Source organism: Devosia faecipullorum (genome assembly GCF_015158295.1).
In the GTDB taxonomy this organism is placed as follows: Bacteria; Pseudomonadota; Alphaproteobacteria; order Rhizobiales; family Devosiaceae; genus Devosia; species Devosia faecipullorum.
In genome coordinates this window covers 194,524-220,363 of the sequence record NZ_JACDXV010000002.1, presented here as the reverse complement: position 1 = coordinate 220,363, position 25,840 = coordinate 194,524, and the positions used below count along the sequence as shown (strand labels likewise).

Genomic DNA, 25,840 nt, shown 5'->3' with positions numbered 1-25,840 from the left:
GCGATGCAGACCATAGGCCTTATCGGCGGCATGAGCTGGCAATCCACCGCCCATTATTACCGCATCATCAATGAGGAGACCTCGGCCCGGCGCGGTGGCCTCCATTCCGCGCCGCTGATCGTGCATTCTCTCGATTTTGCCCCCATCGCCGCCATGCAGGCGGCGGGCGAATGGGACCGGGCTGGCGCCGAACTCAACGCTGCCGCTCTCGGTCTGCAGCAGGTCGGCGCGCAAATTCTCGGCCTCGCCACCAATACCATGCATGTGGTCGCCGATAGCGTCACCAAGGGGCTCGACGTGCCCTTCATCCACATTGCCGACCCGACCGCCGATGCACTGCTCGCCGATGGCTATGACACGATCGGGCTTCTGGGCACCCGTTTCACCATGGAAATGGATTTCTACAAGGACCGCCTCGCGGTGCGGGGCCTTGACGTGCTGGTCCCCGAAGTCGACCGCACCAATCTCAATGGCATCATCTACGAACAATTGTGCAAGGGCATCGTGCGCGACGATTCCCGCCGTATCTATATTGCCGCCATCGAACGCCTGGCCGCCCGCGGCGCTCAGGCCATCATTCTGGGCTGTACCGAAATCGGCATGCTGATCGATGATGGCATCAGCCCCCTGCCCTGCTACGACACCACCGATCTGCATGCCCGCGCTCTGGTCGGCGCAGCTCTCGCCTGACGCCAATCCCGGGTCGGATATGCCGCTTTGCCAACAAAAAAGCCGCCCCCAAAGGGAGCGGCTTTGATCGCTTCACGTGCGGGATGGCTCCCGTCAATGGATATGGGCGCCGCCGATATGCTGGGCTTCGATGGCGAGGTTGAGCAGGCCGGAAACGACCTCCTGCGCATAGGACTTGTCCTCGGGCGAACCGGCCCGGTTCAGTTCCTCTTCCGCCGCCTTGATCTGCGCCTGCAGGTCGGCATGGTCGAATTCGGCGAAGGGCACCGATTGCTCGGCCAGGATCGTCAGGCCTTCCGGCGAGACGTCGGCAAAGCCGCCCTTGACGAAATAGACGTCGCTGCCATTGTCCTTGGACACGGTGATGAAGCCCGGCCGCATCGTGGTCATGAACGGCGCATGGTCGTTCATCACGGTGAAATAGCCTTCGCTGCCCGGCACGGTCACCGACTGCACCACTTCCGACAGCACCAGCCGCTCGGGCGACACGATCTCTATTCTGAGGCCTTCAGCCATTGTTTGGTCCTCTAGAGCGTGGCCGGCGAAAGTGGCGTCACTTTCGCGGTTCGGCCGCGCGGCTTGCATATTCCAAAAAGGCCCGAATTGTCATTCGGGCCCCATAGCGAGAGGGCGGGCCGCCGCAGCGGCCCGGTCCAAAATCAGGCAGCCTGTGCGGCCAGCTTCTGCGCCTTGGCGACGGCGTCTTCGATGGTGCCGACCATGTAGAAGGCGGCTTCCGGCAGATGGTCATAATCGCCGTTGACGAGGCCCTTGAAGCCCTTGATCGTATCATCGAGCTGCACGAACACGCCGGGCGAGCCGGTGAACACTTCGGCCACGTCGAAGGGCTGGCTCATGAAGCGCTCGATCTTGCGGGCGCGGGCCACGGTCAGCTTGTCCTCTTCGGACAATTCATCCATGCCCAGGATGGCGATGATGTCCTGCAGCGCCTTGTACTTCTGCAGGATTGCCTGCACGTCGCGGGCCACCTGGTAGTGATCCAGACCCACGACCTGCGGATCGAGAATGCGCGAGTTGGAGGCCAGCGGGTCCACAGCCGGATAGATGCCCTTTTCCGAGATCGCGCGGTTGAGCACGGTCGTCGCGTCAAGGTGCGCGAAGGAAGTGGCCGGGGCCGGGTCGGTCAAGTCGTCGGCGGGCACGTAAACGGCCTGCACCGAGGTGATCGAGCCCTTGGTGGTGGTGGTGATGCGTTCCTGCATCGCGCCCATGTCAGTGGCCAGCGTCGGCTGGTAACCCACGGCGGACGGGATACGGCCCAGCAGAGCCGACATTTCGGCGCCGGCCTGGGTAAAGCGGAAGATGTTGTCCACGAAGAACAGCACGTCCTGGCCCTGGTCGCGGAAGTTCTCGGCGACGGTGAGGCCGGTCAGCGCCACGCGGGCACGGGCCCCCGGGGGTTCGTTCATCTGGCCGAACACCAGGGCGCACTTGGAACCGGCAGCCGAGCCATTGTTCTCGTGCGGGTCCTTGTTCACGCCCGATTCGATCATTTCGTGATAAAGGTCGTTGCCTTCACGGGTGCGCTCGCCGACGCCGGCGAACACCGAATAGCCACCATGGGCCTTGGCGACGTTGTTGATCAGCTCCTGGATCAGAACCGTCTTGCCCACGCCGGCGCCGCCGAACAGGCCGATCTTGCCGCCGCGTGCATAGGGCGCGATCAGGTCAACGACCTTGATGCCGGTGACCAGAACCTGGCTTTCCGGGTTCTGCTCGACAAAGCTGGGCGCGTCCTGGTGGATTTCGCGGCGCGCGGTTTCCCCGATCGGGCCGGCTTCGTCGATCGGCTCGCCGATGACGTTCATGATGCGCCCCAGGGTCACATCGCCCACCGGCACCGAGATGGCGGCGCCGGTATCGCTGACTTCAGCGCCGCGCACCAGACCTTCGGTCGTGTCCATGGCAATGGTGCGCACGGCGTTTTCGCCCAGATGCTGCGCCACTTCCAGCACCAGACGCTGGCCATTATTGGTGGTCTCAAGCGCGTTCAGGATGGCGGGCAGGTGATCGTCGAAAACGACGTCAACGACGGCGCCGATGACCTGCGAAACGCGACCGGCCTTTTTGTCTGCCATTTGTTCGTCCTCGCTGATGATTTAGAGCGCCTCGGCGCCCGAGATGATTTCGATGAGTTCTTTGGTGATCTGGGCCTGGCGCTGGCGGTTGAAGCTCAGCTGCAGCTTGTTGATCATTTCGCCCGCATTGCGCGTCGCATTGTCCATTGCCGACATCTGGGCGCCATAGAACGAGGCGGAGTTTTCGAGCAGGGCCCTGAGGATCTGCACGCTGATATTGCGCGGCAGCAGATCTTCGACGATGGCTTCTTCGCTCGGCTCGTACTCATAGGGCGCGGCGGCGCTGGCCTGACCTTCGCCCTCGCTCTTTTCCAGCTTGGCCGGAATGATCTGCTGGGCCGTGGGCACCTGGCTGATCACGCTGCCGAACTTGGCGAAGAACAGGGTGGCGACGTCGAATTCACCGGCGGCGAACAGCGACAGCACCTTGTCCGCGACCTGGCTGGCCTGGGTGAAGCCGACCTGCTTGACCTCGCGGAAATTGAAGGTGTCGATGATCAGCTCCGGATATTGCCGGCGCAGGATGTCGTGGCCCTTGCGGCCCACGGTCAAAATCTTGACGGTCTTGCCTTCGCGGATCAGCTTGGTGGCGTGATCGCGGGCGAGACGGGCGATGGAGGAATTGAAACCGCCGGCCAGGCCGCGCTCGCCGGTGGCAACCACCAGCAGATGCACCTGGTCCTTGCCGGTGCCGCCCAGAAGGACCGGAGCATTTTCCTGTCCTTCATAGACGGCGCCAAGCGCAGCCAGCACCTTGCCCATGCGCTCGGCATAGGGGCGGGCCGCTTCGGCTGCTTCCTGGGCACGGCGCAGCTTTGCCGCCGCCACCATCTGCATGGCCTTGGTGATCTTCTGGGTCGATTTGACCGAGTCGATCCGGTTCTTAAGATCCTTTAGCGACGGCATGGCCTGTCGTCTCCTTCAGGCTTTAAGCCGCGTAGGTCTTCTTGATCTCGTCCAGAGCCGATTTCAGCTTGGCGCGGGTATCGTCGCTCAAGGCCTTTTCGGTGGCGATGGTCGAGAGCAGGTCGGCATGCTTGGAGCGCAGATTGCTCAATAGGTGCTTTTCGAAATCCTGCACCTTGTTGACCGCAACGCTGTCCAGATAGCCCTGGCCGCCGGCAAAGATCACCGCGACCTGTTCTTCGGTCTTGAGCGGGCTGAACTGGGGCTGCTTGAGCAGCTCGGTCAGGCGCGCACCGCGATTGAGCAGACGCTGGGTGGCGGCGTCGAGGTCGGAACCGAACTGGGCGAAGGCGGCCATTTCGCGATATTGCGACAATTCGCCCTTGAGCGAGCCGGCAACCTGCTTCATCGCCTTGACCTGGGCCGAACCGCCCACGCGCGACACGCTGAGACCCACGTTCACCGCCGGGCGGATACCCTGGAAGAACAGATTGGTCTCGAGGAAGATCTGGCCGTCGGTGATCGAGATCACGTTGGTTGGAATATAGGCCGACACGTCGTTGGCCTGGGTTTCGATGACCGGCAGCGCAGTGAGCGAACCAAGACCGTGGTCTTCGTTCATCTTGGCGGCGCGCTCGAGCAGGCGGGAATGGAGATAGAACACGTCGCCCGGATAGGCTTCGCGGCCCGGCGGACGGCGCAGCAACAGGCTCATCTGGCGATAGGCGACGGCCTGCTTGGTCAAGTCGTCATAGGCGATCACGGCATGCTTGGAATTGTCGCGGAACCACTCGCCGATGGCGCAGCCGGTGAACGGCGCGATATACTGGAGCGGCGCCGGATCCGAAGCGGTGGCGGCGATGACGATGGAATAGGGCAGCGCGCCCGATTCTTCGAGCTGCTTGACGAACTGGGCGACGGTCGAGCGCTTCTGGCCGACAGCCACATAGATGCAATAGAGCTTGTCGCCTTCATTGCCGGCATCATGGGCCGGCTTCTGGTTGAGGAACGTGTCCAGAATGATGGCGGTCTTGCCGGTCTGGCGGTCGCCGATGACCAGTTCGCGCTGGCCACGGCCGATCGGGATCAGCGCGTCGATGGCCTTGAGGCCGGTGGACATGGGCTCGTGCACCGACTTGCGCGGCAAAATGCCCGGCGCCTTGACGTCGACGCGGCGGCGTTCGGTGTGCTCGATCGGGCCCTTGCCGTCGATCGGATTGCCCAGACCATCGACCACGCGGCCGAGCAGGCCCGGACCGACCGGGGTGTCCACGATGGCGCCGGTGCGCTTGACGACGTCGCCTTCCTTGATGGAGCGGTCATTGCCGAAGATCACGACGCCGACATTGTCGGATTCGAGATTGAGAGCCATGCCCTTGATGCCGCCGGGGAATTCGACGAGCTCGCCGGCCTGCACATTGTCGAGGCCATAGACGCGGGCGATACCGTCACCGACGGACAGCACCTGACCGACTTCGGAAACCTGGGCTTCCTGACCGAAATTCTTGATCTGGTCCTTGAGGATCGCAGAGATTTCAGCGGCTTTGATGTCCATTTATCCGACCTCTTTCATGGCGATTTTCATCGCGGCGAGTTTTGTCTTGAGCGAAGAATCGATCATCTGGCTGCCGACCTTCACCTGAAGGCCACCGATCAGCGAGGGATCGACGAATTGATTGAGCGTGACGGTCTTGCCCAGCTTCTGCTTGAGCGTCTCGGCCAGGGCCTTGGCCTGTGCATCGGTCAGCGGGGCCGCCGAGGTCACATCGGCATTGGTCTCGCCGCGGGCGGCGGCGGCCAGCGCACGGAAGCTGACAATGATCTGGTCGAGCGCGAAGAGGCGCCCGTTGCGCGCCACGATGCGCAGGAAATTGCCGACCAGCGGATTGACCTTGGCCTTGCCCAGAAGGGCATCGAGCGCCGAAGCCTTGACGTCGCCGGGAATGACGGGGGAGCGGAGATAGCGCGAGAAATCCTCGCTTTCCCCGATCAGCCGCGAAATGTCAGACAGGCCGGTTTCCACCTGGGCCAGCTGGTTCTCGCTCTTGGCGAGGTCGAACAGCGCCGACGCATATGGCCGTGCGATCTGGGTAAGCACTGAATTCTGCGCTGCCAATGCCGCTTCACCCTTTGTATTGTCCGGCCCTCTCTGGCTTTGTCGCCAAAGCCTGGGCGGGTTTGTAACGCTTGGACGTGCTCGGAAACGGGGTTCGAGCCGGACCCCTCAAAAGTCGGGCGTCTCTAACACATGCAAAGTCGGGCTTGCAAGGCTTGGCAACGTGATTCAAATGCGGCGAATTTGTCGCACTCCCCGCCACCCATGCGGGGCAATTCATGCCGGTGGCATGATTTAAGGCGGGGAGGCCATGAGCGCGACGCGCGAATGGCATGAACCGGCCCATCCATTTAGGATCATTCAAGCCATGGATTCCGCCTGCGCCGCCCCCTGCTACATGAAACTCATCGGATCGATATCGATCTGCACCTTGAGATCGCCCTTGGGCTTTTCCGCGCCGCCCAGCCAGAACCGCACATAACCCGAGAGATCGAAATCCTTGCCCGATTGCGCCAGGAGCCGCACCCGGTGCCGCCCCCGGATCATCGCCACCGGCGCATCGGCGGGTCCATAGAGCCGCACGCCCTCCGCCATCGGCGCCACCGAGAGCAGGTGCCGCGAATAGGTCATGGCCGCCTGCTGGCTGTCAGCCGAGACGATCAGCGCCGCCAGCCGCCCGAATGGCGGCATGCCCCCGGCTTCGCGCGCCAGCAATTCCTGTGCGTAGAACGCCTCGCGGTCGCCGCTGACCATGGCCTTCAGCACCGGATGGTCAGGATGATAGGTCTGGAGGAACGCCTTGCCGTGCCGACTGGCCCGCCCCGCCCGCCCCGCCACCTGGGTCAGGATCTGGAAGGTCTTTTCGGCAGCACGCGGATCGCCATGGGCGAGGCCCAGATCGGCGTCGAGCACGCCCACCACCGACAGTTTTTCGAAATGATGGCCTTTGGAGACCAATTGCGTGCCGATGATGAGGTCATATTCGCCGCGTTCGATTTCGGCGAAGCGTTCGCGCAATTGGCCATGACTGCCCATATCGGTGGAAAGCAGCACCCGCCGCGCCTCGGGAAAACGGATCGCCGCCTCCTCGGCCACCCGCTCGATTCCCGGCCCCACCGCGACCAGGCTGTCGGCTTCCCCGCATTCGCGGCATATTGAAGGCGTGCGCATTTCATGCCCGCAATGATGGCACATGAGCACGCCACGAAAGCGATGCTCCACCATCCAGGCCGAGCAATCGGGGCATTGATATTGGTGCCCGCAGGCGCGGCAGAGCGTCAGCGGCGCATAGCCCCGACGATTGAGGAACAGCAGGGCCTGCTCGCCCCGGTCCAGCGCCGCAAACACTTCGCGCGCCAGCGCCGGAGCGATCCATTCGCCCTTTTCAGGCCCATCCACGCGCATGTCGATGGCGGTCACATCCGGCAGCGCCGCCGCCGCGAAGCGGCTTTCGAGCCGCACATGCGCATAGCGTCCGCTATTGGCGTTGTTGCGCGATTCGACCGAGGGTGTGGCCGACGAGAGGATCACCCGCGCCCCGGCGAGATTGGCGCGCACGATGGCCATGTCACGAGCGTGATAGGTGAAACCCTCCGACTGCTTATAGGCCCCGTCATGCTCCTCATCGAGCACGAGCAGGCCCAGTTCGCGAAAGGGCAGGAAAAGGGCCGAGCGCGCGCCCACCAAGGCCCGCACCGAGCCGTCCAGCACCCCGCGCCACACCTTGGCCCGTTGGGCAGGGGTCATGTCGGAATGCCATTCGGCCGGCCGCGCCCCAAATCTTTTGGTGAAGCGGTCGATGAACGTGTTGGTGAGGGCGATTTCGGGCAAGAGGATCAGCGCCTGCCGCCCGGCCCGCAGCGTATCGGCCACCGCTTCGAAGAACACTTCGGTCTTGCCGCCCCCGGTGACGCCATCGAGCAGGGCGACGCCGAAAGCACCGACATCCAGCGCCAGGATGCGGTCCAGCGCCTGCTGCTGCTCCGCATTGAGCTGCGCCGGCCGGTCATCGGGATCGGGCGGCAACACGACGGGCGGGGGCGGGGTCTGCAGCTTTTCCACCGCCCCGGCCCGCTCCAGCCCCTCGATCACCGAGACCGAGACGCCCGCCGCCCCGATCAGCGCCGGCCTCGGCCAGGCCATGTCGTCCATCAGGCAGTCGAGCACCCGCAGCCGCGCCGAGGTAAGCTTTTCCGGCTCATGCCCTGTGCGTCGATAGGCGATGACCGGCTTGGGGGCGTCCAGCGCCTCGGGCGAACGCAAGACGCCGCGCAATACCTGGCCCGGCGCCGCCAAAGTATAGCGCGCCACCCATTCCACCAGTTTGAGCAATTCTTCCGACAAAGCCGGCACGTCATAGGCCAGGGACAGATCGCGCAGCCTGTTATGGGCGATGTTATCCCTGGGCGCGCCCCAGACCACCCCCAGAACCAGCCGCGGCCCCAGCGGCACCGCGACGATCGAGCCGCGCTCGACCGCCATGCCCTCGGGCACGCGATAGGAATAGGGGCCGTCCACGGCCACCCCCACCATCACTGCCACGATGTCACCGGCGTCGAACATTTGTGCGCGTTCCGTTCTCTTTTGCCTTTAGATAGGAAAGCGCCGCGATTCGGCTACTCCCACGCGCGAAACTGTGCGCAAGGCGCGCCGCTTAACAGCGGCTTTACCCGCAAGGATCAGACTGGCCTCATGACCGACAGCGCCTTTGCCACCGACGACTTCGTGCGCGAACGCATTTCCGCCTGGCTGCGCGATCTGGGCGCGGTGAAACGCCTCGCCCCCAAGACGCTCGAAGCCTATGGCCGCGACCTCGGCCAGTTCATGAGCTTTCTTGCCGGCCATATGGGCGGCACGGTCGGGCTGCAATCCTTGCGGGAATTGCGCGGCGCCGATATTCGCGCCTTCATGGCGCAGCGGCGCAGCGAAAGCCTGGGCTCGCGCTCGCTGGCCCGGATATTGTCGGCGCTCAAGAGTTTTTTCGGCTTTCTCGAGCGCGAGGGCACGCTGACCAGCGAGGCGCTCAATGTCATCCGCACCCCCAAAATTCCGCGCGCCCTGCCCAAGGCGCTGACCATATCCGAGGCCAAAGACGCCATAGTGGCCACAGACGCCATGGAAGAACGGCCCTGGATCGCCGCCCGCGACATGGCGGTCCTCTCCCTCTGCTATGGCGCCGGCCTGCGCATTTCTGAAGCCCTTGCCGTCACCCGTACCGATCTAGAAGCCGATATTTTGCGCGTCACCGGCAAGGGCGGCAGGGTGCGTATCGTGCCGCTCATCGCCCCGGTGCGCCAGGCCATCGACACCTATCTCGGCCTCGTTCCCTTCAAGCTCTGGCCCGAGGAGCCGCTGTTTCGCGGCCTGCGCGGCGGCGTATTGTCGCCGCGCCTCATCCAGAAGCGCATGGAGGCGCTGCGTTCGGCCCTTGGCCTGCCGCCCTCCGCCACGCCCCATGCCCTGCGCCATTCCTTCGCCACCCATCTTTTGGGCAAGGGCGGCGATCTGCGCTCCATCCAGGAATTGCTCGGCCATGCCAGCCTCTCCACCACCCAGATCTATACCGCCGTCGATACCGAGCGCCTCCTCGACAGCTATGCCAAGGCTCATCCGCGCGGATAATTTGCCGCTGGACGCATTTGCCCGCTTTGGCCTTTGAGCCCATGGCCGGAGCCTTTATTGCTGGCGCGAAACAGAAGACAGCCATGACCGCCCCGAACATCCAGTCCCATCCGCCCGCCATCGACATGGTCGGCTATGGCTTCGCCATTGGCGGGGCGGCCCTTTTCTCCACCAAGGGCATTTTCATCAAGCTCGCCTTTGCCCAGGGCGTCTCGACCGAGGCGACCCTGGCGCTGCGCATGCTGGTGGCGCTGCCGGTCTATCTCATCATTCTGGTGAGCCTGTTGCGCCGCAATCCGGCGCTGCGGTCCTTGCTGACGCCACGCCGCGTCCTCGCCTCCATGGCGGTGGGCATATTGGGCTATTACATTTCCAGCTATCTCGATTTCGCCGGCCTCGCCTTCGTCTCCGCGCAATATGAGCGGCTGGTCCTGTTCACCTATCCATTTTTCGTGCTGCTGTTCGGCGTCTGGTTCTTCGGCGACAGGATGAACTGGAAATTGCTGGCGCCCATGCTCATCAGCTATGGCGGGCTGATGGTCATCTTCGCCTGGAACCTGGCGGTGCAGCCCGACGGCTTGCTGCTCGGCACAATCCTGGTCCTCGGCTCGGCGCTGACTTTTGCCTTTTACCAGCATCTCGCCCGCGTCCAGATGCTGATCATCGGTTCGGGCCTGTTCACCTGTATCGGCATGTCCACCGCCGCTTTCCTGGCGATCTGCCAGAGCCTTGTGGTCGATGGTCCCGCCACCTATGCCCAATTCACCCCCTATATCTGGTTCCTCGGCCTGATGCTGGGCATTTTCGGCACCGTCCTGCCCTCCTTCCTGCTCAATGCCGGCATCACCCGGATCGGGGCGCGCGCCACCTCCGCCACCGCCTCGTTCGGCCCCATCATCACCATCGTGCTGGCGGTGCTCATTCTGGGCGAGGACTTCACCCTCTTCCACGCCATCGGCACCACCCTCGTCCTCTTCGGGTCCTGGCTCTTTGCACGGATCGAGAGCCGGGGCCGGGCCAGCGCCGGCTAAAGCCTTTCCGGCAAAAGTGGAAACCGCTTTGCGGTTCGCAATCGCGACGAAGCAAGGAGCTGGATCACGAAACATCTGGAGCCAAACCGGTAGGCATGGCAGAACAGGCAGGCATGCCTCCTTGCCGCCATTAATGGGCCGTACCGGCAATGCCGGAAACCGATAGCGGCGCCGAACGGGACTTGGTAGTCGCCTCGGGAACGGGCATGCTCGCGTCAATCAGGAGGGATGATCCATGCACATCAAGAACAGGCGTCTGGGCGGCGCAGTCCTGGCTTTGGCTTTGCTGTCCGGCCTTTCCGTTCCCGCCCTGGCCCAGGCCAATGCCGAAATCGACTTCGGCGACGACAGCTCCGAATGGGCCAATGACGGGGAATGCGACGACCCCCGCTTTGAGGGCGCAGGCATGGCGGTCGAGCTGGAAGACATCGATCTTGGCCGGGACGCCAGCGATTGCCGCGCCGCTTTCGAAGCTGGCCGCATTGCGCTCGCCGCGACATCCGCCGCCGCGCCTGAAGCGGGCCGTGAGCCGGAAGCCACGGAGATCGATTTCGGCGACGACAGCGGTGAATGGGCCAATGATGGCGAATGCGACGACCCCCGTTTCGCCGGGTCGGGCATGGCCATCGAGCTGGAAGACATCGATATCGCCCGCGATGCCAGCGATTGCCGCGCCGCCTTCGAGGATGGCGCGATCACGCTGGCAACGGATGGCGAGCAGAGCGCCGGGCTTGATTTCGGCGATGACAGCTCCGAATGGGCGAACGACCAGGAATGCGACGACCCCCGCTTTGTCGGTACCGGCATGGCAGGCAGCCTCAGCGACGACAATCGCCTGCGCGACGCCAGCGATTGCCGCAATGCCTTCGAGGACGGTTCCATCATATTGGCCGATGACGACGTTCCCGCCAATGCCTCCGCCGCCCTGGCCAGCATGGCAATTCTCGCCAATCGCATCGATTTCGGCGACGATAGCGGTGAATGGCCCCATGACGGTCAATGCGATGACCCCGATTTCGTCGGACCCGGCGCCTATTCCGACCCCTATGACGCCAATCGCCTGGGCGACGCCAGCGATTGCCGCTCTGCCTTCATCGCCGGAACCATAACATTGCGCACGCTGAACGGCGTGGCAGGCGGCTTCAACTACGGCGATGACAGCTCCCGCTGGTCCAATGACGGGCAATGCGACGATATGCGCTTTACCGGTCCCGGCATGGCAAAGAAGCTCGACCGCGAAGACATTGCCGCCGACGCCAGCGATTGCCGCGCGCTCGAGGAAGAGGGGGACGTTTCGATCCGCCCGGTCTATCAGCCCGATTATGTCCTGGGCGCGCCTTATGACGGCTCGGACATCGATTTTGGCGACAATTCCTCGCCCTATGCCCGCGACAATCAATGCGACGACCCGCGCTTTGAAGGGCCGGGCGCCGATTATACGCTGCTCGAAAGCGACCGGCAGGCCGACGCTGACGATTGCAGTGCCGCCTTCGAAGCCGGCACGATCACGCTGCGCGACGGGGAAAGCTGAGCCCATAAAGGGCATTGAAATACGAAAACGGCGGGCTCGAACCCGCCGTTTTTTGTCTTCAGCATCCCCAGACCGCTCCGCAGAGGAGCGGCCTTGACGGCCTAATTCGGCTCAGGCCGCGACCTTGCGCTCCACCATCATCTTCTTGATCTGCGCGATGGCCTTGGCCGGGTTCAGCCCCTTGGGGCAGGCCTGCGAGCAATTCATGATCGTGTGGCAGCGATAGAGCTTGAACGGGTCTTCGAGATTGTCGAGGCGTTCATTGGTGGTCTCGTCGCGGCTGTCGATCAGCCAGCGATAGGCCTGCAACAGCGCCGCCGGGCCGAGATATTTCTCGCCATTCCACCAATAGGACGGGCAGGAGGTCGAGCAGCAGGCGCACAGGATGCACTCATAGAGCCCGTCCAGCTTGGCCCGGTTCTCCACCGATTGCGTCCATTCCTTTTCCGGCGTCGGCGACGTGGTCTTGAGCCAGGGCTCGATGGCGCGGTGCTGGGCGTAGAAATTGGTGAGGTCGGGCACCAGATCCTTGACCACCGGCATATGCGGCAGCGGATAGATCTTGATGGGGCCCGATGAATCGTCCATGCCCTTGGTGCAGGCGAGGGTATTGAGCCCATTGATATTCATCGAGCACGAGCCGCAAATGCCCTCGCGGCAGGAGCGGCGCAGGGTCAGCGTCGGATCGGTATTGTTCTTGATATAGAGCAGCGCATCCAGGATCATCGGCCCGCAATGGTCGAGATCGACAAAATAGGTGTCGATGCGCGGATTGTCGGCGCTGTCGGGATCATAGCGATAGATATGGAATTCGCGGAGGCGCGTCGCCCCGGACGGCTTGGGCCAGGTCTTGCCCTTTTGCGGCTGGTCGGCCTTGCGAAGCGTCAGTTCGGCCATTTTTCATTCCTTCTAGCGGGACGCTTGGGGTCGTCCGAAAGGTCTTCACATCTCCGATGTCATCCCGGCGCAGGCCGGGATCCATCTTGAGGTCTTGGGGCCGCCTAGTAATTCGGCTTGCAGATCTGGTTCGATCTGGCGACATAGGCATTGTAGGCCTGATAATCGGCCGCTGCGGGCGAACCGCCCTTCATCGAGGCGATCACCACACCCATGAAGCGCTCATCGATCAGCGTCATCGCCGCATCCGCCTTGCAGCGGCAGAGTTCGGCATTTTGCGAAATACCCACGCAGACCGAATAGAATTCGTCCTTCTGCGCCGAACTCGGCGCCGCCATGGCGGACGCCGCGGCCAGCATCAGGGCCAGTGAGAGAATGATCCTGTTCATCAATAGACCCTCGCCTTGGGTGCGATCTTGTTGAGATCGATGCCGCCCTGATCCTGCGGCGTCAGCGGCTCGGTGATCACCGGCCTATAGCCGAGCGTGACCGCGCCGGTTTCCACGTTCACATGGGCCAGCGTGTGCTTGCGCCATTCCACGTCGTCGCGATTGGGATAATCCTCATGCGCATGGGCGCCCCGGCTTTCGTGCCGCGCCTCGGCGCTCACCACCGTGGCGATGGCCGAGGTCATGAGGTTTTCCAGTTCGAGCGTTTCCACCAGATCCGAATTCCAGATCAGCGAGCGGTCCGAAACCTTGACGTCCGGCAGACGCGCATAGATCTCGCTCATCGCCTTGACGCCCTGCTTGAGCGAGGCATCGGTGCGGAACACGGCAGCATCGGCCTGCATGGTGTGTTGCATCTCGTCGCGCAATCTTGCAGTCGGCTGGCTGCCATTGGCGTTGCGGAGGCGATCGAAGCGCGCCAGGATCTTGTCGTCCTGCGCCTTGTTGATGCCCGGCACCGGCGTGCTCTTGTCGACGACCTTGCCGGCCCGCAGCGCCGCAGCGCGACCGAAGACCACGAGGTCGGTCAGCGAGTTCGAGCCCAGGCGGTTGGCGCCATGCACCGAGGCACAGGCCGCTTCGCCCACGGCCATCAGGCCGGGCACGATGCGGTTGGGATCGTCGGCGGTCGGGTTCAGCACTTCGCCGTGATAATTGGCGGGAATGCCGCCCATATTGTAGTGCACCGTCGGCAGGACCGGGATCGGCTCGCGGGTCAAATCGACACCGGCGAAGATTTTGGCGCTTTCGGTAATGCCCGGCAGGCGCTCATGCAGCACTTTGGGATCGAGATGATCGAGGTGCAGATAGATATGGTCCTTCTTGGGACCGACGCCCCGCCCCTCGCGGATTTCCAGCGTCATGCAGCGGCTGACCACGTCGCGGCTGGCGAGGTCCTTGGCATTGGGGGCATAGCGCTCCATGAAGCGCTCGCCTTCCGAATTGGTCAGGTACCCGCCCTCGCCGCGCGCGCCCTCGGTGATCAGCACGCCGGCGCCATAAATGCCGGTCGGATGGAATTGCACGAATTCCATGTCCTGGAGCGGCAATCCGGCCCGCGCCACCATGCCATTGCCGTCGCCGGTACAGGTATGGGCCGAAGTGGCCGAGAAATAGGACCGGCCATAGCCGCCGGTCGCCAGCACCACCAGCTTGGCGCGGAAACGGTGCAGCGTACCATCGTCGAGCTTCCAGGCGATAACGCCCTGGCACTCGCCATTCTCGCCCATGATCAGGTCGAGGGCGAAATATTCGATGAAGAATTGCGCATCGTTCTTGACCGACTGGCCATAGAGCGTGTGCAGGATGGCGTGGCCGGTGCGGTCGGCGGCGGCGCAGGTGCGCTGCACCGGCGGGCCATCGCCGAACTCGGTCATGTGACCGCCAAAGGGCCGCTGATAGATCTTGCCGTCCTGGGTGCGGGAGAACGGCACGCCGTAATGCTCCAGCTCATAGATGGCCGCAGGGGCCTCGCGCGCCAGATATTCCATGGCGTCGTTGTCGCCCAGCCAGTCCGACCCCTTGACGGTGTCGTACATGTGCCATTGCCAGCTGTCGGGACCCATATTCTGCAGGGAAGCGGCAATGCCGCCCTGCGCCGCCACCGTATGGGAGCGGGTGGGAAAGACCTTGGTGATGCAGGCGGTGTTGAAGCCCTGCTCGGCCATGCCCAGGGTCGCGCGCAGACCCGCGCCGCCGGCGCCCACCACTACCACGTCGAATTCGTGGTCGATCAGTTCGTAATTGGCCATGGCGCTTAACCCCAGAAGACGATTTTGCCGACGGCGGCGATGCCGGCCAGTGCGACGCAAAGACAGAAGAAGCTGTTGAGCCCCATGGTCAGCCGATACATCCGGCCACCGACATAGTCCTCCAGCACGTCGCGCATGCCATTGCGCATATGGATGGCCACGATGGCGATGAGCACCATGAGCGGCAACCCGATCCAAAAACTGCCGATCACCCCGACGAGGTCGGCGCGATCCTGGCCGCCGAGCCGGACCACCAGAAACAGCAACAGGCCCAGAAAGGCGATATTGATCAGCCCGCTGAGGCGCTGGGTGATGAAATGGCGCGTCGAGGCCGGGCCATTGCCATAGCGGGCGCGCGGATCGGCGATAGGATTCTTGGTCGCGTTCATCTCAGGCCACCCACACGAAAATTGTCCAGATCAGCAAGGTGATGATCACCGATGCGATGATCGTCGCCCAGGCCAGCGCCTCGCGCTGCCCCGGCTCCATCATCACCGTGAAATCCCAGACCCAGTGCCGCAGGCCGCCCAGCATGTGATGCACCAGGCTCCAGGTGAAGCCGAACAGCACCAATTGCCCGAACCAGGAGCCATAGACGAAATTGACCGCATTGAGGGTCTCCTGACCCATCGCGGCGGCCACTAGCCAGATCACGAACAGCGCCATGCCGGCATAATTGGCGATGCCGGTGGCGCGGTGGATGATCGACATGGCCATGGTGATGGTCCAGCGGTAGATCTGCAAATGCGGGGAAGTGGGTCGGGCTCTGACTGACATGGGGCAATCCAGGGGGCGGCGGACAGGGCAAAATACCCGTCCAGTTTGGAATGGTTCGAGTTTCTAGCGCCCAATCCTTACGAAATCAAAGCCCCTAAGAGGCAAGAACATGCAACTTTCGGCGCAAGCCGCACTTTGTTCGCTTGGCGCACAGCCTGTTCGGAGGGCGAGTGGGATTTCCTCATTCCTCACCCGGCTTGCCGCCTCGGGGCGCATCGGAAGCTGGCCTTCCCATGCCACGCCATCTGTTCGGGCCGAACGGATCTTGCGCGATTGCACCGGAAACGGGACGCCGGATCGGCGTCCGACCTATCCCATGGCCCCCGAGCGCGCTAAGAGCACTTCGAGAAGCCCAAACCCGCTCTCCGGCCAGCCGGTTCCTGGCCGGACCTGGAGGCCGCCATGACCGAACGCATCACCATTATCGACACCCGGATCCTGGCGCGCAATTGGGGCACGCTCACCAATGTCACGCTCGATTATCGGCGTCGTGACGGCCGGGTCCAGCGTCTCGAGCGCGAGATTTACGATCACGGCAATGCCGCCGCGATCCTGCTCTTTGATCCCACGCGCCGGACCGTCCTGCTGGTGCGCCAGTTCCGCCTGCCGGCCCAGCTCAATGGCGACGACCCCGACCTGCTCGAAGCCTGCGCCGGCCTGTTGGATGGGGATGATCCGGCCAGCGCCGCCGCCCGCGAGGCTTTGGAGGAAACCGGCCACGCCCCCCGGAACATCGCCCATGTCTGCGATTGCTATGCCAGTCCCGGTTCCCTCAGCGAAAAGGTCAGCCTCTTTGTCGGCCATTACGACCAGTCCACATTGCGCCATTCCGGCGGCGGCGTCGCCGAGGAGGGCGAGGAGATCGAGCTGGTCGAACTGCCCCTTGCCGAGGCCCTCGCAATGATCGGCAGCGGGCAGATCATCGACGCCAAGACCATCATCCTCCTCCAGCACCTCGCCCTGTCGCAGCGCCGCGCTTGACTCATTCATAGCCCCATGGCTATAAATCAATCCATAGCTCAACAGCTATGGATCAAGTCCCATGCAGCCCCAAGCCGATCCCCTGTTCCGCGCCCTGGCCGACCCGACGCGCCGCGCCATTTTCGAGCGCCTGTGCCGGGACGGCGAGCGCACCGTCGCTGCCCTCACCGCCGGGGCGGGCGTGTCCCAGCCGGTGGTCTCCAAACATCTGGGGGTGTTGAAACAGGCGGGCCTCGTTGCCGATCGTCCCGCTGGCCGCCAGACCCATTACCGCGCCATTCCCGCCGCGCTCGCCCCGCTCACGAACTGGAGCGCCGAAATGAGTGCCTTCTGGGAGAAGCGCATGGACGCGCTCGAGCATTTGCTGACGAGGATGGATCAGTGACCGACAAATTCGTCACCTTGCTCTCGGGCGGCAATCCGCAGATCGCCAAGGGCTATGGCCAGGGCCCCATCGACGCCTATATCGCCGCCATGCCCGGCTGGAAGCGCGGGATCGGCGAGACGATCGACGCCGTCATTTCCCGCGAGATTCCCGGCGTCGAAAAGGCGGTGAAATGGAACTCGCCCTTTTACGGCATGGAGAAGGACGTCTGGTTTCTCAACGTCCATTGCTTCGACAAATATGTCAAAATCACCTTCTTTGCCGGTGCCTCGCTGGTCCCTGCGCCGGAGGGGAAGTCCAAATATCCCGCCATACGCCATCTCAATATCTGCGAGGGCGATGAGTTCGAAACCCGTCTCGCCGATTGGGTCAGGCAAGCCAGCCTGTTGCCCGGCGAGAAAATGTGAGGAAGCCGAATGCCCAAGGCCACCGCCCATCTCGACCAGTCCCAGGCGCCCGCCATGATCGACCAGCGCATCGCCGAACTCGGCTCCTGGCGCGGCGAGACACTGGCCCATATCCGCTCGCTCATCCTCTCGGCCGATCCGGGGATCGTCGAGGAATTCAAGTGGAACCAGCCGGTCTGGTCACTCAACGGCATCATCTGCACCGGCGAAGCCTATAAGGCGGCGATAAAGACCACCTTTCCCAAGGGCGCCGCTCTGGCGGACCCCAAAGGGCTCTTCAATTCCAGCCTCGAAGGCAATGCCCGTCGGGCCATCGATTTTCGCGAAGGCGAGACATTCGACGCCAAAGCCTTTGTCGCGCTGATCCGCGCCGCCATCGCGCTCAATGAAACAGGGAAAGCCAAATGACCGACGAAAACCTCCGCAAAGTCACCATCGAACGCGATTTCGCCCATGCGCCCGAAAAACTCTGGCGCGCCCTCACCCAGCCCCATCTCATCGCCGAATGGCTGATGCAGAACGATTTCGCGCTCTCCCTGGGCCACAAATTCCAGTTGCGCGGCGAATGGGGCGGCGTAATCGATGGCGAAGTGCTCGCCATCGCGCCGGAGCAGAACCTGTCCTATAGCTGGAACTTTGCCAATGACGATCCGGCCTATGCGCTGGCCAGCACCGTCACCTTCACCCTGACCCCCACGGCCACCGGCACCCATCTGCGCGTCGAACAATCCGGCTTCCGCCCCGACCAGAAACAGGCCTATGGCGGCGCCCATGCCGGCTGGAAGGGTTTTCTGGGCAAGCTGGATACGGTCGTCGCCGGACTCTGAACGCGAAAAAAACACGGCGCTTGGACCCGTCCTGCCATCCCGTCATTGCCGGGCGTGCCCCGGCAATCCATCTCATGGCGGCGTGGGCCGGCAATGGGCACCTTGCCCGTGCGCCAGCCCACCCTCATCCCTGAAGGGCCGAACTCGCCGGCCTCGCTATATCCGCAAAAACCTAAGGCTCCAGCTCGATGTCCCAATAGAGATAATCGAGCCAGCTCTGGTGCAGATGGTTGGGCGGGAAGGCCCGGCCATTATTGTGCAGGTCATAGACGCTGGGCGCATAAGGCGCCTGCCGGGGGAACATCCTGATTTCGCTGGGCAATCGATTGGCCTTACGCAGATTGCATGGCGCGCAGGCGGCCACGATATTCTGCCAGGTCGTCGTGCCGCCCATCGAGCGGGGAATGACGTGGTCGAAGGTCAGATCATGGGTGCTGCCGCAATATTGGCACTGGAAGCGGTCGCGCAGGAAGACGTTGAAGCGGGTAAAGGCGGGATGGCGCGCCGGCTTCACATAATCCTTGAGCGAGACCACGCTGGGCAGCCGCATCTCGAAGCTGGGAGAATGGATTACCGTCTCATATTCCGAGACCACATTGACCCGCTCGAGGCATACGGCCTTGATGGCATCCTGCCACGACCATAATGACAGCGGGTAATAGCTGAGCGGCCGAAAATCGGCGTTCAACACCAAAGCGGGACAGGTCTCAGGCGACACATGGATGGTCACTTGAGTCTCCCGATACGGGAATCGCGTAAGTCCATAGCCCCTTTATAATAAGCCCTTTGTGTCGAGCGTGTGAAGCGGGCGAAAAGAGCTTATTTTTGCGTGAGACCGGCAATGAAGTCCGTGGCGAAGTCCAGCCCGTCCGGCGCGATGCCGTGCCCGACGCCCCGGCTCACGTGATAGGTCACCGCGAACCCGCCTTGGCGCAGCACGGAAGCCGCCTCGGCGCTGTGCCGGGGATCGACCACGTCATCCATATCGCCATGGACGAGGCAGACAGGGGGTTGTGCCAGCTCCGGTCCGCCAAAATTGTCGGGCGGCAGGAAGGCCCCGGAAAACCCGATCACGCCCGCCAATTGCTGGTCCCTTGGGAGCGACGCGCCCACATGCAGGGCCATCATCGCGCCCTGGCTGAACCCGGCGAGGATGGTGCGCGCCGGAGCGATGCCGGTCTGCCCCCAGAGCGCATTGAGGAAATCCACCAGGACCGGCCTGGCATGGGTCACGCCAGTCTGCCGGCTGGCCAGCCGGTCGCCCGTCCAGTCGATGGCGAACCATTGAAATCCCCCCATGCCCAGGGCCTCGGGCGCATTGGGGGCGACGAACAGCGCCCCGGGAAGCTGGTCCTGCCAATGCGGCGCCAGCGCGATGAGATCATTGCCGTCACTGCCATAGCCATGCAGCAGCACCACGGCGCAATCGGGATCGCCGCCATTTGCGGGGGCCAGCATGGGGCCGGACAATGCAATCATAATAGGCTCGCTTCTCTTTGCTTGTGCGCGGCGAAATAGCGCCAGAACAGCAATGCCGCCACCGAGCGGTGCGGCGACCATTCCTGGGCTAGGCCGATCATCTCCTTGATGCTCGGCCGCGCGTCAAGGCCGAGCCCCAGATGCGCCGCCTTGAGCAGGGCCAGATCGCCGGCGGGGAAAATATCAGGATGGCCGGCGCAGAACAGCAGATAGACCTCCGCCGTCCAAGGTCCGATTCCCCGCAAAGCCACCAACCGGGCAATGGCGGCTTCCGCGGGCATGCCATCGACCTCGGCAAAGTCCAGTTCCCCGGCAAGCTCGGCTTCGGCCACCGCCCGCAAGGTCAAAAATTTGCTGCGCGAAAACCCGGTGCCACGCACGAGGTCCTCGCTGAGCGCGAGATAGCTTTCCGGCAACAGGGCGCCCGGCAGGCTTTCGAAGCGCGACCAGATTGCCGCCGCGCTCTGCACCGACAATTGCTGCCCGCAGACCACCTTGGCCATGCCGGCAAAATGTCTGGGATTAACCCGCGGCAGCACTACACCCGCCATGTCCCGCATCGGAACCAGCGCCGGAACCATGGCGGTCAGCGCATCGAGATGCCAGGCAATGCCTTCCGGCGTATCGATCCTTGGTGTCGTTTCTCCCGCGAGAATGGTATGTGCGCTCAAACCCAGCTCCAGATCGGTCATGTCCCAGCCCCGCCTCCGCTTCGCCCCCTCCCCCAACGGATTGCTCCATCTCGGGCACGCACTCTCGGCGCTGCTGACCTGGGACGCCGCGCAAAAACTCGGCGGCACGGCTTATCTACGCATAGAGGACATCGACCGCGAGCGCTGTAAACCCGAATTTACCGCCGCCATTTTCGAAGACCTCGCTTGGCTTGGCCTTTCCTGGCCGGAACCGGTTCTGGTCCAGTCCGAGCGGTTCGAGCTTTATGCCGAAGCGGCCAATCGCCTCCGGGACATGGACCTGCTCTATCCCTGTTTCTGCACCCGCACCGAAATCGCCGAAAAAGCCATCGGGACCGATCCCGACGGCGCCCCGCTCTATGCCGGCACCTGCCGCCACCTCTCCAATGCCGAGCGCATCGAAAAGCTGGAACGCGGCGACAAGGTCCAGTTCCGCCTCGACAGCCAGGCGGCCATGGCGCGCACCGGCCTGCTCACCTTCACCCTTGTCGGCCCCAGCATTCTCGACCGGCCGCAGATCCGCTATGCCCGTCCCGAGCGCTGGGGCGACGTGGTTCTGCAGCGCAAGGACACTCCCACCTCCTACCATCTCAGCGTCGTCGTCGATGACGCCGCCCAGGGCATCACCCACGTGACCAGGGGCAAGGATCTCGAAGCGGCGACCGACATCCATGTCCTGCTCCAGATGCTGCTCGCGACGTCAACAGTCTGTTACCACTTCCACCGTCTGGTGTTGGATAATGCCGGAGAAAAGCTGTCAAAATCCCGGAAATCGCCGAGTTTACGCGACTTGCGCGCCGAGGGTTGGACGCCCGATGACGTCAGGCGCGCTGTCGGCTTTCATTGAGGCAATGAACGGGCTGAAGGAACGCAAGCAAGTGTTTCTCTTGTCGCCCATTCGTGCCATCTATGACGCATTGGCGGCGGGCCAAACCCATTCTATTTAAGTGAACCGACCGCATCGCTCACCCGTTAAGGCTGACATGGAAACGCTTCTCAATATCGGCATCGGCCTCGCCCTGCTCTTCGTCGTCATCGTCCTTGGCATGGGGCTGTGGAACATGCTCAAGGGCGGGCCGGGCAATACCAGCCAGCGCCTTATGCGGCTGCGCGTCATCGGCCAGGCCGTGGCGCTCGTCCTGCTTTTGGGCGCGCTGTTCCTGTTCGGCGGCAACCGGCCCGGCTGAGGAAAACATGGTCAAGATCAACAAGATCTATACAAGGACCGGCGACAAGGGCACGACCGGCCTGGTGCGTGGCCCCCGCCGCTCCAAGCACGACCTGCGCATCGAAGCCTATGGCACGATCGAGGAAGCCAATGCCTTTGTCGGCAATGCTCGGCTGGCCAGCGCTGCCCTGCCCGAGATCGACGCCGTTCTCGCCCGCATCCAGAACGACCTCTTCGATGTCGGCTCCGACCTCGCCACGCCCGGCGCCGATTCACCTGATGCGGACTTTCCGAGCCTGCGCATTAGGCCGGTGCAGACCGATTGGCTGGAACAGCAGATCGATCGCTTCAATGCCGCGCTCGACCCGCTGAGAAGCTTCATCCTGCCTGGTGGCACGCCCCTTTCCACGGCCCTCCATATCGCCCGCACCATCACCCGCCGCGCCGAACGGCTGGCATCGGCGCTGATCGAGGCCGAGCCCGAGACCAGCCCCGAAACCCTGCGCTATCTCAATCGGCTCTCGGACCTGTTCTTCGTTCTGGGCCGCGTCACCAATGACAACGGCGCCAGGGATGTCTTGTGGGTGCCGGGCAATTATGGCGACCTCGACAAGCCCGATTGATCCAGACCGACCGCGCGCGGTGCGGGGCTTTTGCCGAAAGTTTGCCGGTCCGGGGAAGGTTTTGTTTACATCCCGGCCATAAACTGAAGCCATTGAGCCAGGAAAGGCCGGGGCTTTGGATATCGATCTCTCCATGCAGATGCTGACCGCGCGCACCGCCGCGACCAGCAATTCCCTGCAGGTCGCCATCGTCAAGAAGGCCCATGAGATGCAGACCGAACTGCTCGAAACCCTCATGCAGACCGCCCTCAGCGCGCCGCCGCCCGGTCAAGGGCTCAAAATCGACAAGCTGGCTTGACGGACATGCTGCGATGACCAATCCAATCGGCATCGGTCCAGCGGTCATGATCAACCGCATCGCCCACAATGAGGGTGCGTCCCTCACCACGCAATTGGCCAAGGTGGCGCAATTGCGCCTGCAATTAGCGAGCGCCCAGGCCGGCAAGGAGGAAAGCGATCAGGCTTCCGAAGCGGCCCTCGCTCATCCCGCCAATGGCGCTGAAATAGACCTTTTGATCTAACCCCTGAGCCCAATCAGCGCTTCCACCACGGCCTTGCCGTCATCGCTGTGCCATTCAGCCGGTCCCTGCAATACTGCCAATTCGCACCCTTCGGGGTCGAGCAGAAGCGTCGCCGGCAGGCCCACGGCCACTGCCTCCCGCTTCAGGCGCTCGAAGGCGGCAAAGCTGTTGTCGGCATAAAGCGGCAGGTTCTGGAACTGCCCGTCACTGAGAAAGCTCTGCGCTTTTTCCAGCCCGCCCGCACCGATGTCGAGATTGATCGGCAGCACCATGAAGCGCTCGGAATTATACTGGGTGGCAATGGCGTCGAGCGCCGGCATTTCTTCTCGGCAGGGCACGCACCAGCTGGCCCAGAAATTGACCAGCAATGCCTTGCCGGCGAAATCGGCTATGGTCATCTCCTTGCCAGACGCGTCCTTGAACGCCATGTCGGCATAGCCGCGGCCTTCTCCCGTGCCGTTGAGCGCGGCAAGCTCGCCCTTGGCGGCGGCATCGATCACCTGGGCCGGCATGGACTGTACCGGGCACGAGCTCGCCTCTGCGGCATTGCCCAGATAAAACCACGCCGCTATAGCTACGCCCAAACCAGCCACCCCGATGACCACAGGAAGCTGCCAGCTATACCGGTTGCGGGGGGCGATTGTGTCCGACATGGGTTCTCCGAAAGGCTAGAGATGAGCAACAAGATGTGGGGCGGCCGGTTCGCTTCCGGCCCCGACGCCATCATGGAAGAAATCAACGCCTCGATCGGTTTCGACCAGCGCCTGTTCCGCCAGGATATTGCCGGATCGAAGGCCCATGCGACAATGCTCGAAGCCACGGGCATTTTGACGCGAGCCGACCGTGACGCCATCCTGGCCGGTCTAGACGAGGTGCTCGCCGAAATCGAGGGCGGTACGTTCAAATTCTCGCGTGCGCTCGAGGACATTCATATGAATGTCGAAAGCCGGCTGCGCGAAAAGATCGGCGACGCCGCCGGTCGCCTGCACACCGCCCGCTCGCGCAATGATCAGGTGGCCACCGATTTCCGCCTCTATGTCCGCGACAGCATCGACCATCTGGTAACCCAGATCCAGACGCTGCAATTGGCGCTGGTCACCCGCGCCGAGGAGGAGGCCGAAACCATCCTGCCCGGCTTCACCCATTTGCAGAACGCCCAGCCGGTGACCTTCGGCCATCACCTGCTCGCCTATGTCGAAATGCTGGGGCGCGACGCCGGCCGCCTGCTCGACGCCCGCAAGCGCCTCAACGAGAACCCTCTGGGCTCGGCGGCCCTGGCCGGCACGCCCTATCCGATCGACCGCGACATGACCGCCGCCGCGCTCGGCTTCGACCGGCCCACCGCCAATTCGCTCGATGCCGTTTCCGATCGCGACTTCATCCTCGAAACCCTGGCCGCCGCCTCCATCTGCGCCATGCACCTTTCGCGCTTCGCCGAGGAAATGGTCATCTGGTCGAGCGCGCAATTCGGGTTTGTCCGCCTCAGCGACAAATTCACGACCGGCTCCTCGATCATGCCGCAAAAGCGCAATCCGGACGCCGCCGAACTGGTTCGCGCCAAGATCGGTCGCATCCTGGGCGCGCTCAATTCCCTGCTCGTAGTAATGAAGGGCCTGCCACTCGCCTATTCCAAGGACATGCAGGAGGACAAGGAAGTCGCTTTTGACGCGCTCGACGCGCTCTCGCTGTCGCTGGCGGCGATGACCGGCATGGTCGCCGACATGGCGCCCAACCGCGAAAAGATGCGCGCCTCGGCTTCTGCCGGCTTTTCCACCGCCACCGACATTGCCGACTGGCTGGTACGCGAACTCGATATTCCCTTCCGCGACGCCCATCACATTACCGGCCAGATCGTCGCCTTGGCCGAAGCAAAGAATTGCGGGCTGGAAGGGCTCACCATCGAGGATTTCAAGGCGGTCGACCAGCGCATCGACAGCCGCATCCATAGAGTGCTGACGGTTGAAGCCTCGGTGGCGGCGCGCGCCTCCTATGGCGGCACCGCCCCGGCCAATGTGCTGGCCCAGGCCGCCCGCTGGAAAAGCGCGCTTACCGGCGTGGATCACCAGCCCCGCCCGCTCGCGACGAAAAAGCCGCCTGCCCATGGCGATGGCGGGCTTGAATCCTAGACGCGAAAATCTAGCATGGTCGGGGCCCGAACTGATTTGGACCCCGCCCATGCCTCTCAAGCCGCGGCAGATGCGTCTCACCGAGCGCCATGTCGCCTATCTCCAGCCCACACAGGTCAGCGAAGACATTCCTGCGCCACCAGCGGGCATGTACGCGGCTGACCTCGATGATCACCGCGCCACCATCGAGCGTCTGCTGCAACAGATCGAGGACCCCGGCGAAATCTGGCTGTTCGCCTATGGCTCGCTGATCTGGAAACCGGCCTGCGATTTCGTCGAGATGCGCACCGGCCTGATCCGGGGCTGGCACCGCGCTTTCTGCCTGGGCTGGAACAAGAATTGGCGCGGCAGCGATGAAAATCCGGGCCTGATGTTGGCGCTCGACCGCGGCGGCGCCTGCAAGGGCGTTGCCTATCGCCTGCCGCCAGACCGCATCGAAGACAATCTGGTGAGGCTTTTCGAGCGCGAAATGGCCTGGCTGCCCTCGGCCTTTCCGCCCCGCTGGGTCAGCGTGCAAAGCGGGAATCATCGCATCAGGGCCCTGACATTCTGCATCGACCGCAATTCGGGCCGCTATGTTTCGGGCCTCAGCGAAACGCAGATCGCCGATGTTCTGGCCCGCGCATCGGGCAGTCGCGGCTCGATGGCTGAATATCTCTTCGCCACGGTAGGACACCTCGAACAGATGGGCATTCACGACCCCCATCTTTGGCGGCTTCAGCACCTCGTCGCGGAGCGGATCGAAGCCGCCTACGAAGCCGATCGATAAGTCCGGCTTTCGTTTTCACCGCACTTCGCCTAGGACATCCACCGGACCCCCTTC

At 63.3% G+C, this 25,840-nt stretch carries 31 protein-coding genes; 16 read left to right on the top strand and 15 right to left on the bottom strand.

Annotated elements, in window-relative coordinates; all coding sequences use genetic code 11:
- Window positions 1-3: 3 nt before the first annotated feature.
- Entirely contained in the window at window positions 4-690 is a 687-nt protein-coding gene (locus tag H0482_RS06925) for an aspartate/glutamate racemase family protein (protein WP_193729746.1), read from the top strand.
- 93 nt (window positions 691-783) lie between these two features.
- On the opposite strand, the gene H0482_RS06920 is transcribed toward H0482_RS06925, so the two are convergent.
- The 6 genes from H0482_RS06920 to H0482_RS06895 form a co-directional block, all read right to left on the bottom strand.
- Window positions 784-1,206 (bottom strand): F0F1 ATP synthase subunit epsilon, encoded by a 423-nt coding sequence (locus tag H0482_RS06920; protein WP_193729322.1) that lies wholly within the window; start codon window positions 1,204-1,206, stop codon window positions 784-786.
- A 143-nt stretch (window positions 1,207-1,349) separates the two neighbouring features.
- Window positions 1,350-2,789 (bottom strand): F0F1 ATP synthase subunit beta, encoded by a 1,440-nt coding sequence (gene atpD / locus H0482_RS06915; protein WP_193729321.1) that lies wholly within the window; start codon window positions 2,787-2,789, stop codon window positions 1,350-1,352.
- 21 nt (window positions 2,790-2,810) lie between these two features.
- A complete protein-coding gene (locus tag H0482_RS06910; RefSeq protein ID WP_193729320.1) occupies window positions 2,811-3,695 on the bottom strand; it encodes a F0F1 ATP synthase subunit gamma in 885 nt (294 codons plus the stop codon).
- Between the two features lie 22 nt (window positions 3,696-3,717).
- Window positions 3,718-5,250, bottom strand: a complete 1,533-nt coding sequence (atpA, locus tag H0482_RS06905; protein WP_193729319.1) for a F0F1 ATP synthase subunit alpha — start codon at window positions 5,248-5,250, stop codon at window positions 3,718-3,720.
- Entirely contained in the window at window positions 5,251-5,811 is a 561-nt protein-coding gene (locus H0482_RS06900) for a F0F1 ATP synthase subunit delta (protein WP_193729318.1), read from the bottom strand.
- Window positions 5,812-6,144: 333 nt separating this feature from the next.
- The gene (locus tag H0482_RS06895) at window positions 6,145-8,313 is read right to left on the bottom strand and encodes a primosomal protein N' (RefSeq protein ID WP_193729317.1); all 2,169 of its coding nucleotides are present in this window, start codon (window positions 8,311-8,313) and stop codon (window positions 6,145-6,147) included.
- Window positions 8,314-8,442: 129 nt separating this feature from the next.
- Between H0482_RS06895 and H0482_RS06890 the strand changes: the two genes are divergently transcribed.
- The 3 genes from H0482_RS06890 (at window position 8,443) to H0482_RS06880 (ending at window position 11,934) form a co-directional block, all read left to right on the top strand.
- The gene (locus H0482_RS06890; protein ID WP_193729316.1) at window positions 8,443-9,372 is read left to right on the top strand and encodes a tyrosine recombinase XerC; all 930 of its coding nucleotides are present in this window, start codon (window positions 8,443-8,445) and stop codon (window positions 9,370-9,372) included.
- Window positions 9,373-9,455: 83 nt separating this feature from the next.
- Window positions 9,456-10,403, top strand: coding sequence for a DMT family transporter (locus H0482_RS06885; protein ID WP_193729315.1), 948 nt, complete (start codon window positions 9,456-9,458; stop codon window positions 10,401-10,403).
- 235 nt (window positions 10,404-10,638) lie between these two features.
- The gene (locus H0482_RS06880; RefSeq protein ID WP_193729314.1) at window positions 10,639-11,934 is read left to right on the top strand and encodes a hypothetical protein; all 1,296 of its coding nucleotides are present in this window, start codon (window positions 10,639-10,641) and stop codon (window positions 11,932-11,934) included.
- Between the two features lie 111 nt (window positions 11,935-12,045).
- On the opposite strand, the gene H0482_RS06875 is transcribed toward H0482_RS06880, so the two are convergent.
- The 5 genes from H0482_RS06875 to sdhC form a co-directional block, all read right to left on the bottom strand.
- Complete coding sequence (locus H0482_RS06875; RefSeq protein WP_193729313.1) at window positions 12,046-12,831, bottom strand: succinate dehydrogenase iron-sulfur subunit; 786 nt, start codon at window positions 12,829-12,831, stop codon at window positions 12,046-12,048.
- A gap of 104 nt (window positions 12,832-12,935) precedes the next feature.
- Entirely contained in the window at window positions 12,936-13,220 is a 285-nt protein-coding gene (locus tag H0482_RS06870; RefSeq protein WP_193729312.1) for a hypothetical protein, read from the bottom strand.
- Window positions 13,220-15,031 carry a succinate dehydrogenase flavoprotein subunit gene (sdhA, locus tag H0482_RS06865; protein ID WP_193729311.1) on the bottom strand — a complete coding sequence of 604 codons (1,812 nt, stop codon included), beginning with the start codon at window positions 15,029-15,031 and terminating at the stop codon, window positions 13,220-13,222. Before sdhA ends, H0482_RS06870 begins: the two co-directional genes overlap by 1 nt.
- 5 nt (window positions 15,032-15,036) lie before the next feature.
- Window positions 15,037-15,420, bottom strand: coding sequence for a succinate dehydrogenase, hydrophobic membrane anchor protein (sdhD, locus tag H0482_RS06860; RefSeq protein ID WP_193729310.1), 384 nt, complete (start codon window positions 15,418-15,420; stop codon window positions 15,037-15,039).
- Window position 15,421: 1 nt separating this feature from the next.
- Window positions 15,422-15,808, bottom strand: a complete 387-nt coding sequence (gene sdhC, locus H0482_RS06855; protein WP_193729309.1) for a succinate dehydrogenase, cytochrome b556 subunit — start codon at window positions 15,806-15,808, stop codon at window positions 15,422-15,424.
- Window positions 15,809-16,210: 402 nt separating this feature from the next.
- On the opposite strand from sdhC, the gene H0482_RS06850 reads away from it, so the two are divergent.
- From H0482_RS06850 to H0482_RS06830, 5 genes are all read left to right on the top strand, one after another.
- Window positions 16,211-16,789: an NUDIX domain-containing protein gene (locus H0482_RS06850; protein WP_193729308.1), complete on the top strand. Its 579-nt coding sequence runs from the start codon at window positions 16,211-16,213 to the stop codon at window positions 16,787-16,789.
- A 61-nt stretch (window positions 16,790-16,850) separates the two neighbouring features.
- Window positions 16,851-17,174: an ArsR/SmtB family transcription factor gene (locus tag H0482_RS06845; protein ID WP_193729307.1), complete on the top strand. Its 324-nt coding sequence runs from the start codon at window positions 16,851-16,853 to the stop codon at window positions 17,172-17,174.
- Entirely contained in the window at window positions 17,171-17,581 is a 411-nt protein-coding gene (locus tag H0482_RS06840) for a DUF1801 domain-containing protein (RefSeq protein WP_330998220.1), read from the top strand. The genes H0482_RS06845 and H0482_RS06840 overlap by 4 nt, the downstream gene beginning before the upstream one ends.
- A gap of 9 nt (window positions 17,582-17,590) precedes the next feature.
- Complete coding sequence (locus tag H0482_RS06835; RefSeq protein ID WP_193729306.1) at window positions 17,591-17,989, top strand: DUF1801 domain-containing protein; 399 nt, start codon at window positions 17,591-17,593, stop codon at window positions 17,987-17,989.
- Window positions 17,986-18,408, top strand: coding sequence for an SRPBCC family protein (locus H0482_RS06830; RefSeq protein WP_193729305.1), 423 nt, complete (start codon window positions 17,986-17,988; stop codon window positions 18,406-18,408). Before H0482_RS06835 ends, H0482_RS06830 begins: the two co-directional genes overlap by 4 nt.
- 172 nt (window positions 18,409-18,580) lie before the next feature.
- Here H0482_RS06830 and H0482_RS06825 read toward each other — a convergent pair whose 3' ends face one another.
- The 3 genes from H0482_RS06825 to H0482_RS06815 form a co-directional block, all read right to left on the bottom strand.
- Window positions 18,581-19,138: an HNH endonuclease gene (locus H0482_RS06825; RefSeq protein WP_193729304.1), complete on the bottom strand. Its 558-nt coding sequence runs from the start codon at window positions 19,136-19,138 to the stop codon at window positions 18,581-18,583.
- Between the two features lie 89 nt (window positions 19,139-19,227).
- Window positions 19,228-19,887 carry an alpha/beta hydrolase gene (locus H0482_RS06820; protein ID WP_193729303.1) on the bottom strand — a complete coding sequence of 220 codons (660 nt, stop codon included), beginning with the start codon at window positions 19,885-19,887 and terminating at the stop codon, window positions 19,228-19,230.
- Entirely contained in the window at window positions 19,884-20,579 is a 696-nt protein-coding gene (locus tag H0482_RS06815) for a DNA-3-methyladenine glycosylase family protein (RefSeq protein ID WP_230989497.1), read from the bottom strand. The genes H0482_RS06820 and H0482_RS06815 overlap by 4 nt, the downstream gene beginning before the upstream one ends.
- On the opposite strand from H0482_RS06815, the gene gluQRS reads away from it, so the two are divergent.
- The 5 genes from gluQRS (at window position 20,578) to H0482_RS06790 (ending at window position 22,891) form a co-directional block, all read left to right on the top strand.
- On the top strand, window positions 20,578-21,426 hold the full coding sequence (gene gluQRS / locus H0482_RS06810; protein ID WP_193729302.1) for a tRNA glutamyl-Q(34) synthetase GluQRS: 849 nt from the start codon (window positions 20,578-20,580) through the stop codon (window positions 21,424-21,426). The genes H0482_RS06815 and gluQRS overlap by 2 nt on opposite strands.
- 136 nt (window positions 21,427-21,562) lie before the next feature.
- Window positions 21,563-21,766, top strand: coding sequence for a twin transmembrane helix small protein (locus H0482_RS06805; RefSeq protein ID WP_193729301.1), 204 nt, complete (start codon window positions 21,563-21,565; stop codon window positions 21,764-21,766).
- A gap of 7 nt (window positions 21,767-21,773) precedes the next feature.
- A complete protein-coding gene (locus H0482_RS06800) occupies window positions 21,774-22,370 on the top strand; it encodes a cob(I)yrinic acid a,c-diamide adenosyltransferase (protein ID WP_193729300.1) in 597 nt (198 codons plus the stop codon).
- 115 nt (window positions 22,371-22,485) lie between these two features.
- Complete coding sequence (locus tag H0482_RS06795) at window positions 22,486-22,668, top strand: hypothetical protein (protein ID WP_193729299.1); 183 nt, start codon at window positions 22,486-22,488, stop codon at window positions 22,666-22,668.
- 13 nt (window positions 22,669-22,681) lie between these two features.
- Window positions 22,682-22,891 (top strand): hypothetical protein, encoded by a 210-nt coding sequence (locus H0482_RS06790; protein ID WP_193729298.1) that lies wholly within the window; start codon window positions 22,682-22,684, stop codon window positions 22,889-22,891.
- On the opposite strand, the gene H0482_RS06785 is transcribed toward H0482_RS06790, so the two are convergent.
- A complete protein-coding gene (locus H0482_RS06785) occupies window positions 22,888-23,544 on the bottom strand; it encodes a TlpA family protein disulfide reductase (protein WP_193729297.1) in 657 nt (218 codons plus the stop codon). The two genes, H0482_RS06790 and H0482_RS06785, sit on opposite strands and share 4 nt — an antisense overlap.
- A gap of 21 nt (window positions 23,545-23,565) precedes the next feature.
- On the opposite strand from H0482_RS06785, the gene argH reads away from it, so the two are divergent.
- Window positions 23,566-25,017 carry an argininosuccinate lyase gene (gene argH / locus H0482_RS06780; RefSeq protein ID WP_193729296.1) on the top strand — a complete coding sequence of 484 codons (1,452 nt, stop codon included), beginning with the start codon at window positions 23,566-23,568 and terminating at the stop codon, window positions 25,015-25,017.
- A gap of 49 nt (window positions 25,018-25,066) precedes the next feature.
- Window positions 25,067-25,786 (top strand): gamma-glutamylcyclotransferase, encoded by a 720-nt coding sequence (locus H0482_RS06775; RefSeq protein ID WP_193729295.1) that lies wholly within the window; start codon window positions 25,067-25,069, stop codon window positions 25,784-25,786.
- Window positions 25,787-25,840 lie beyond the last annotated feature (54 nt).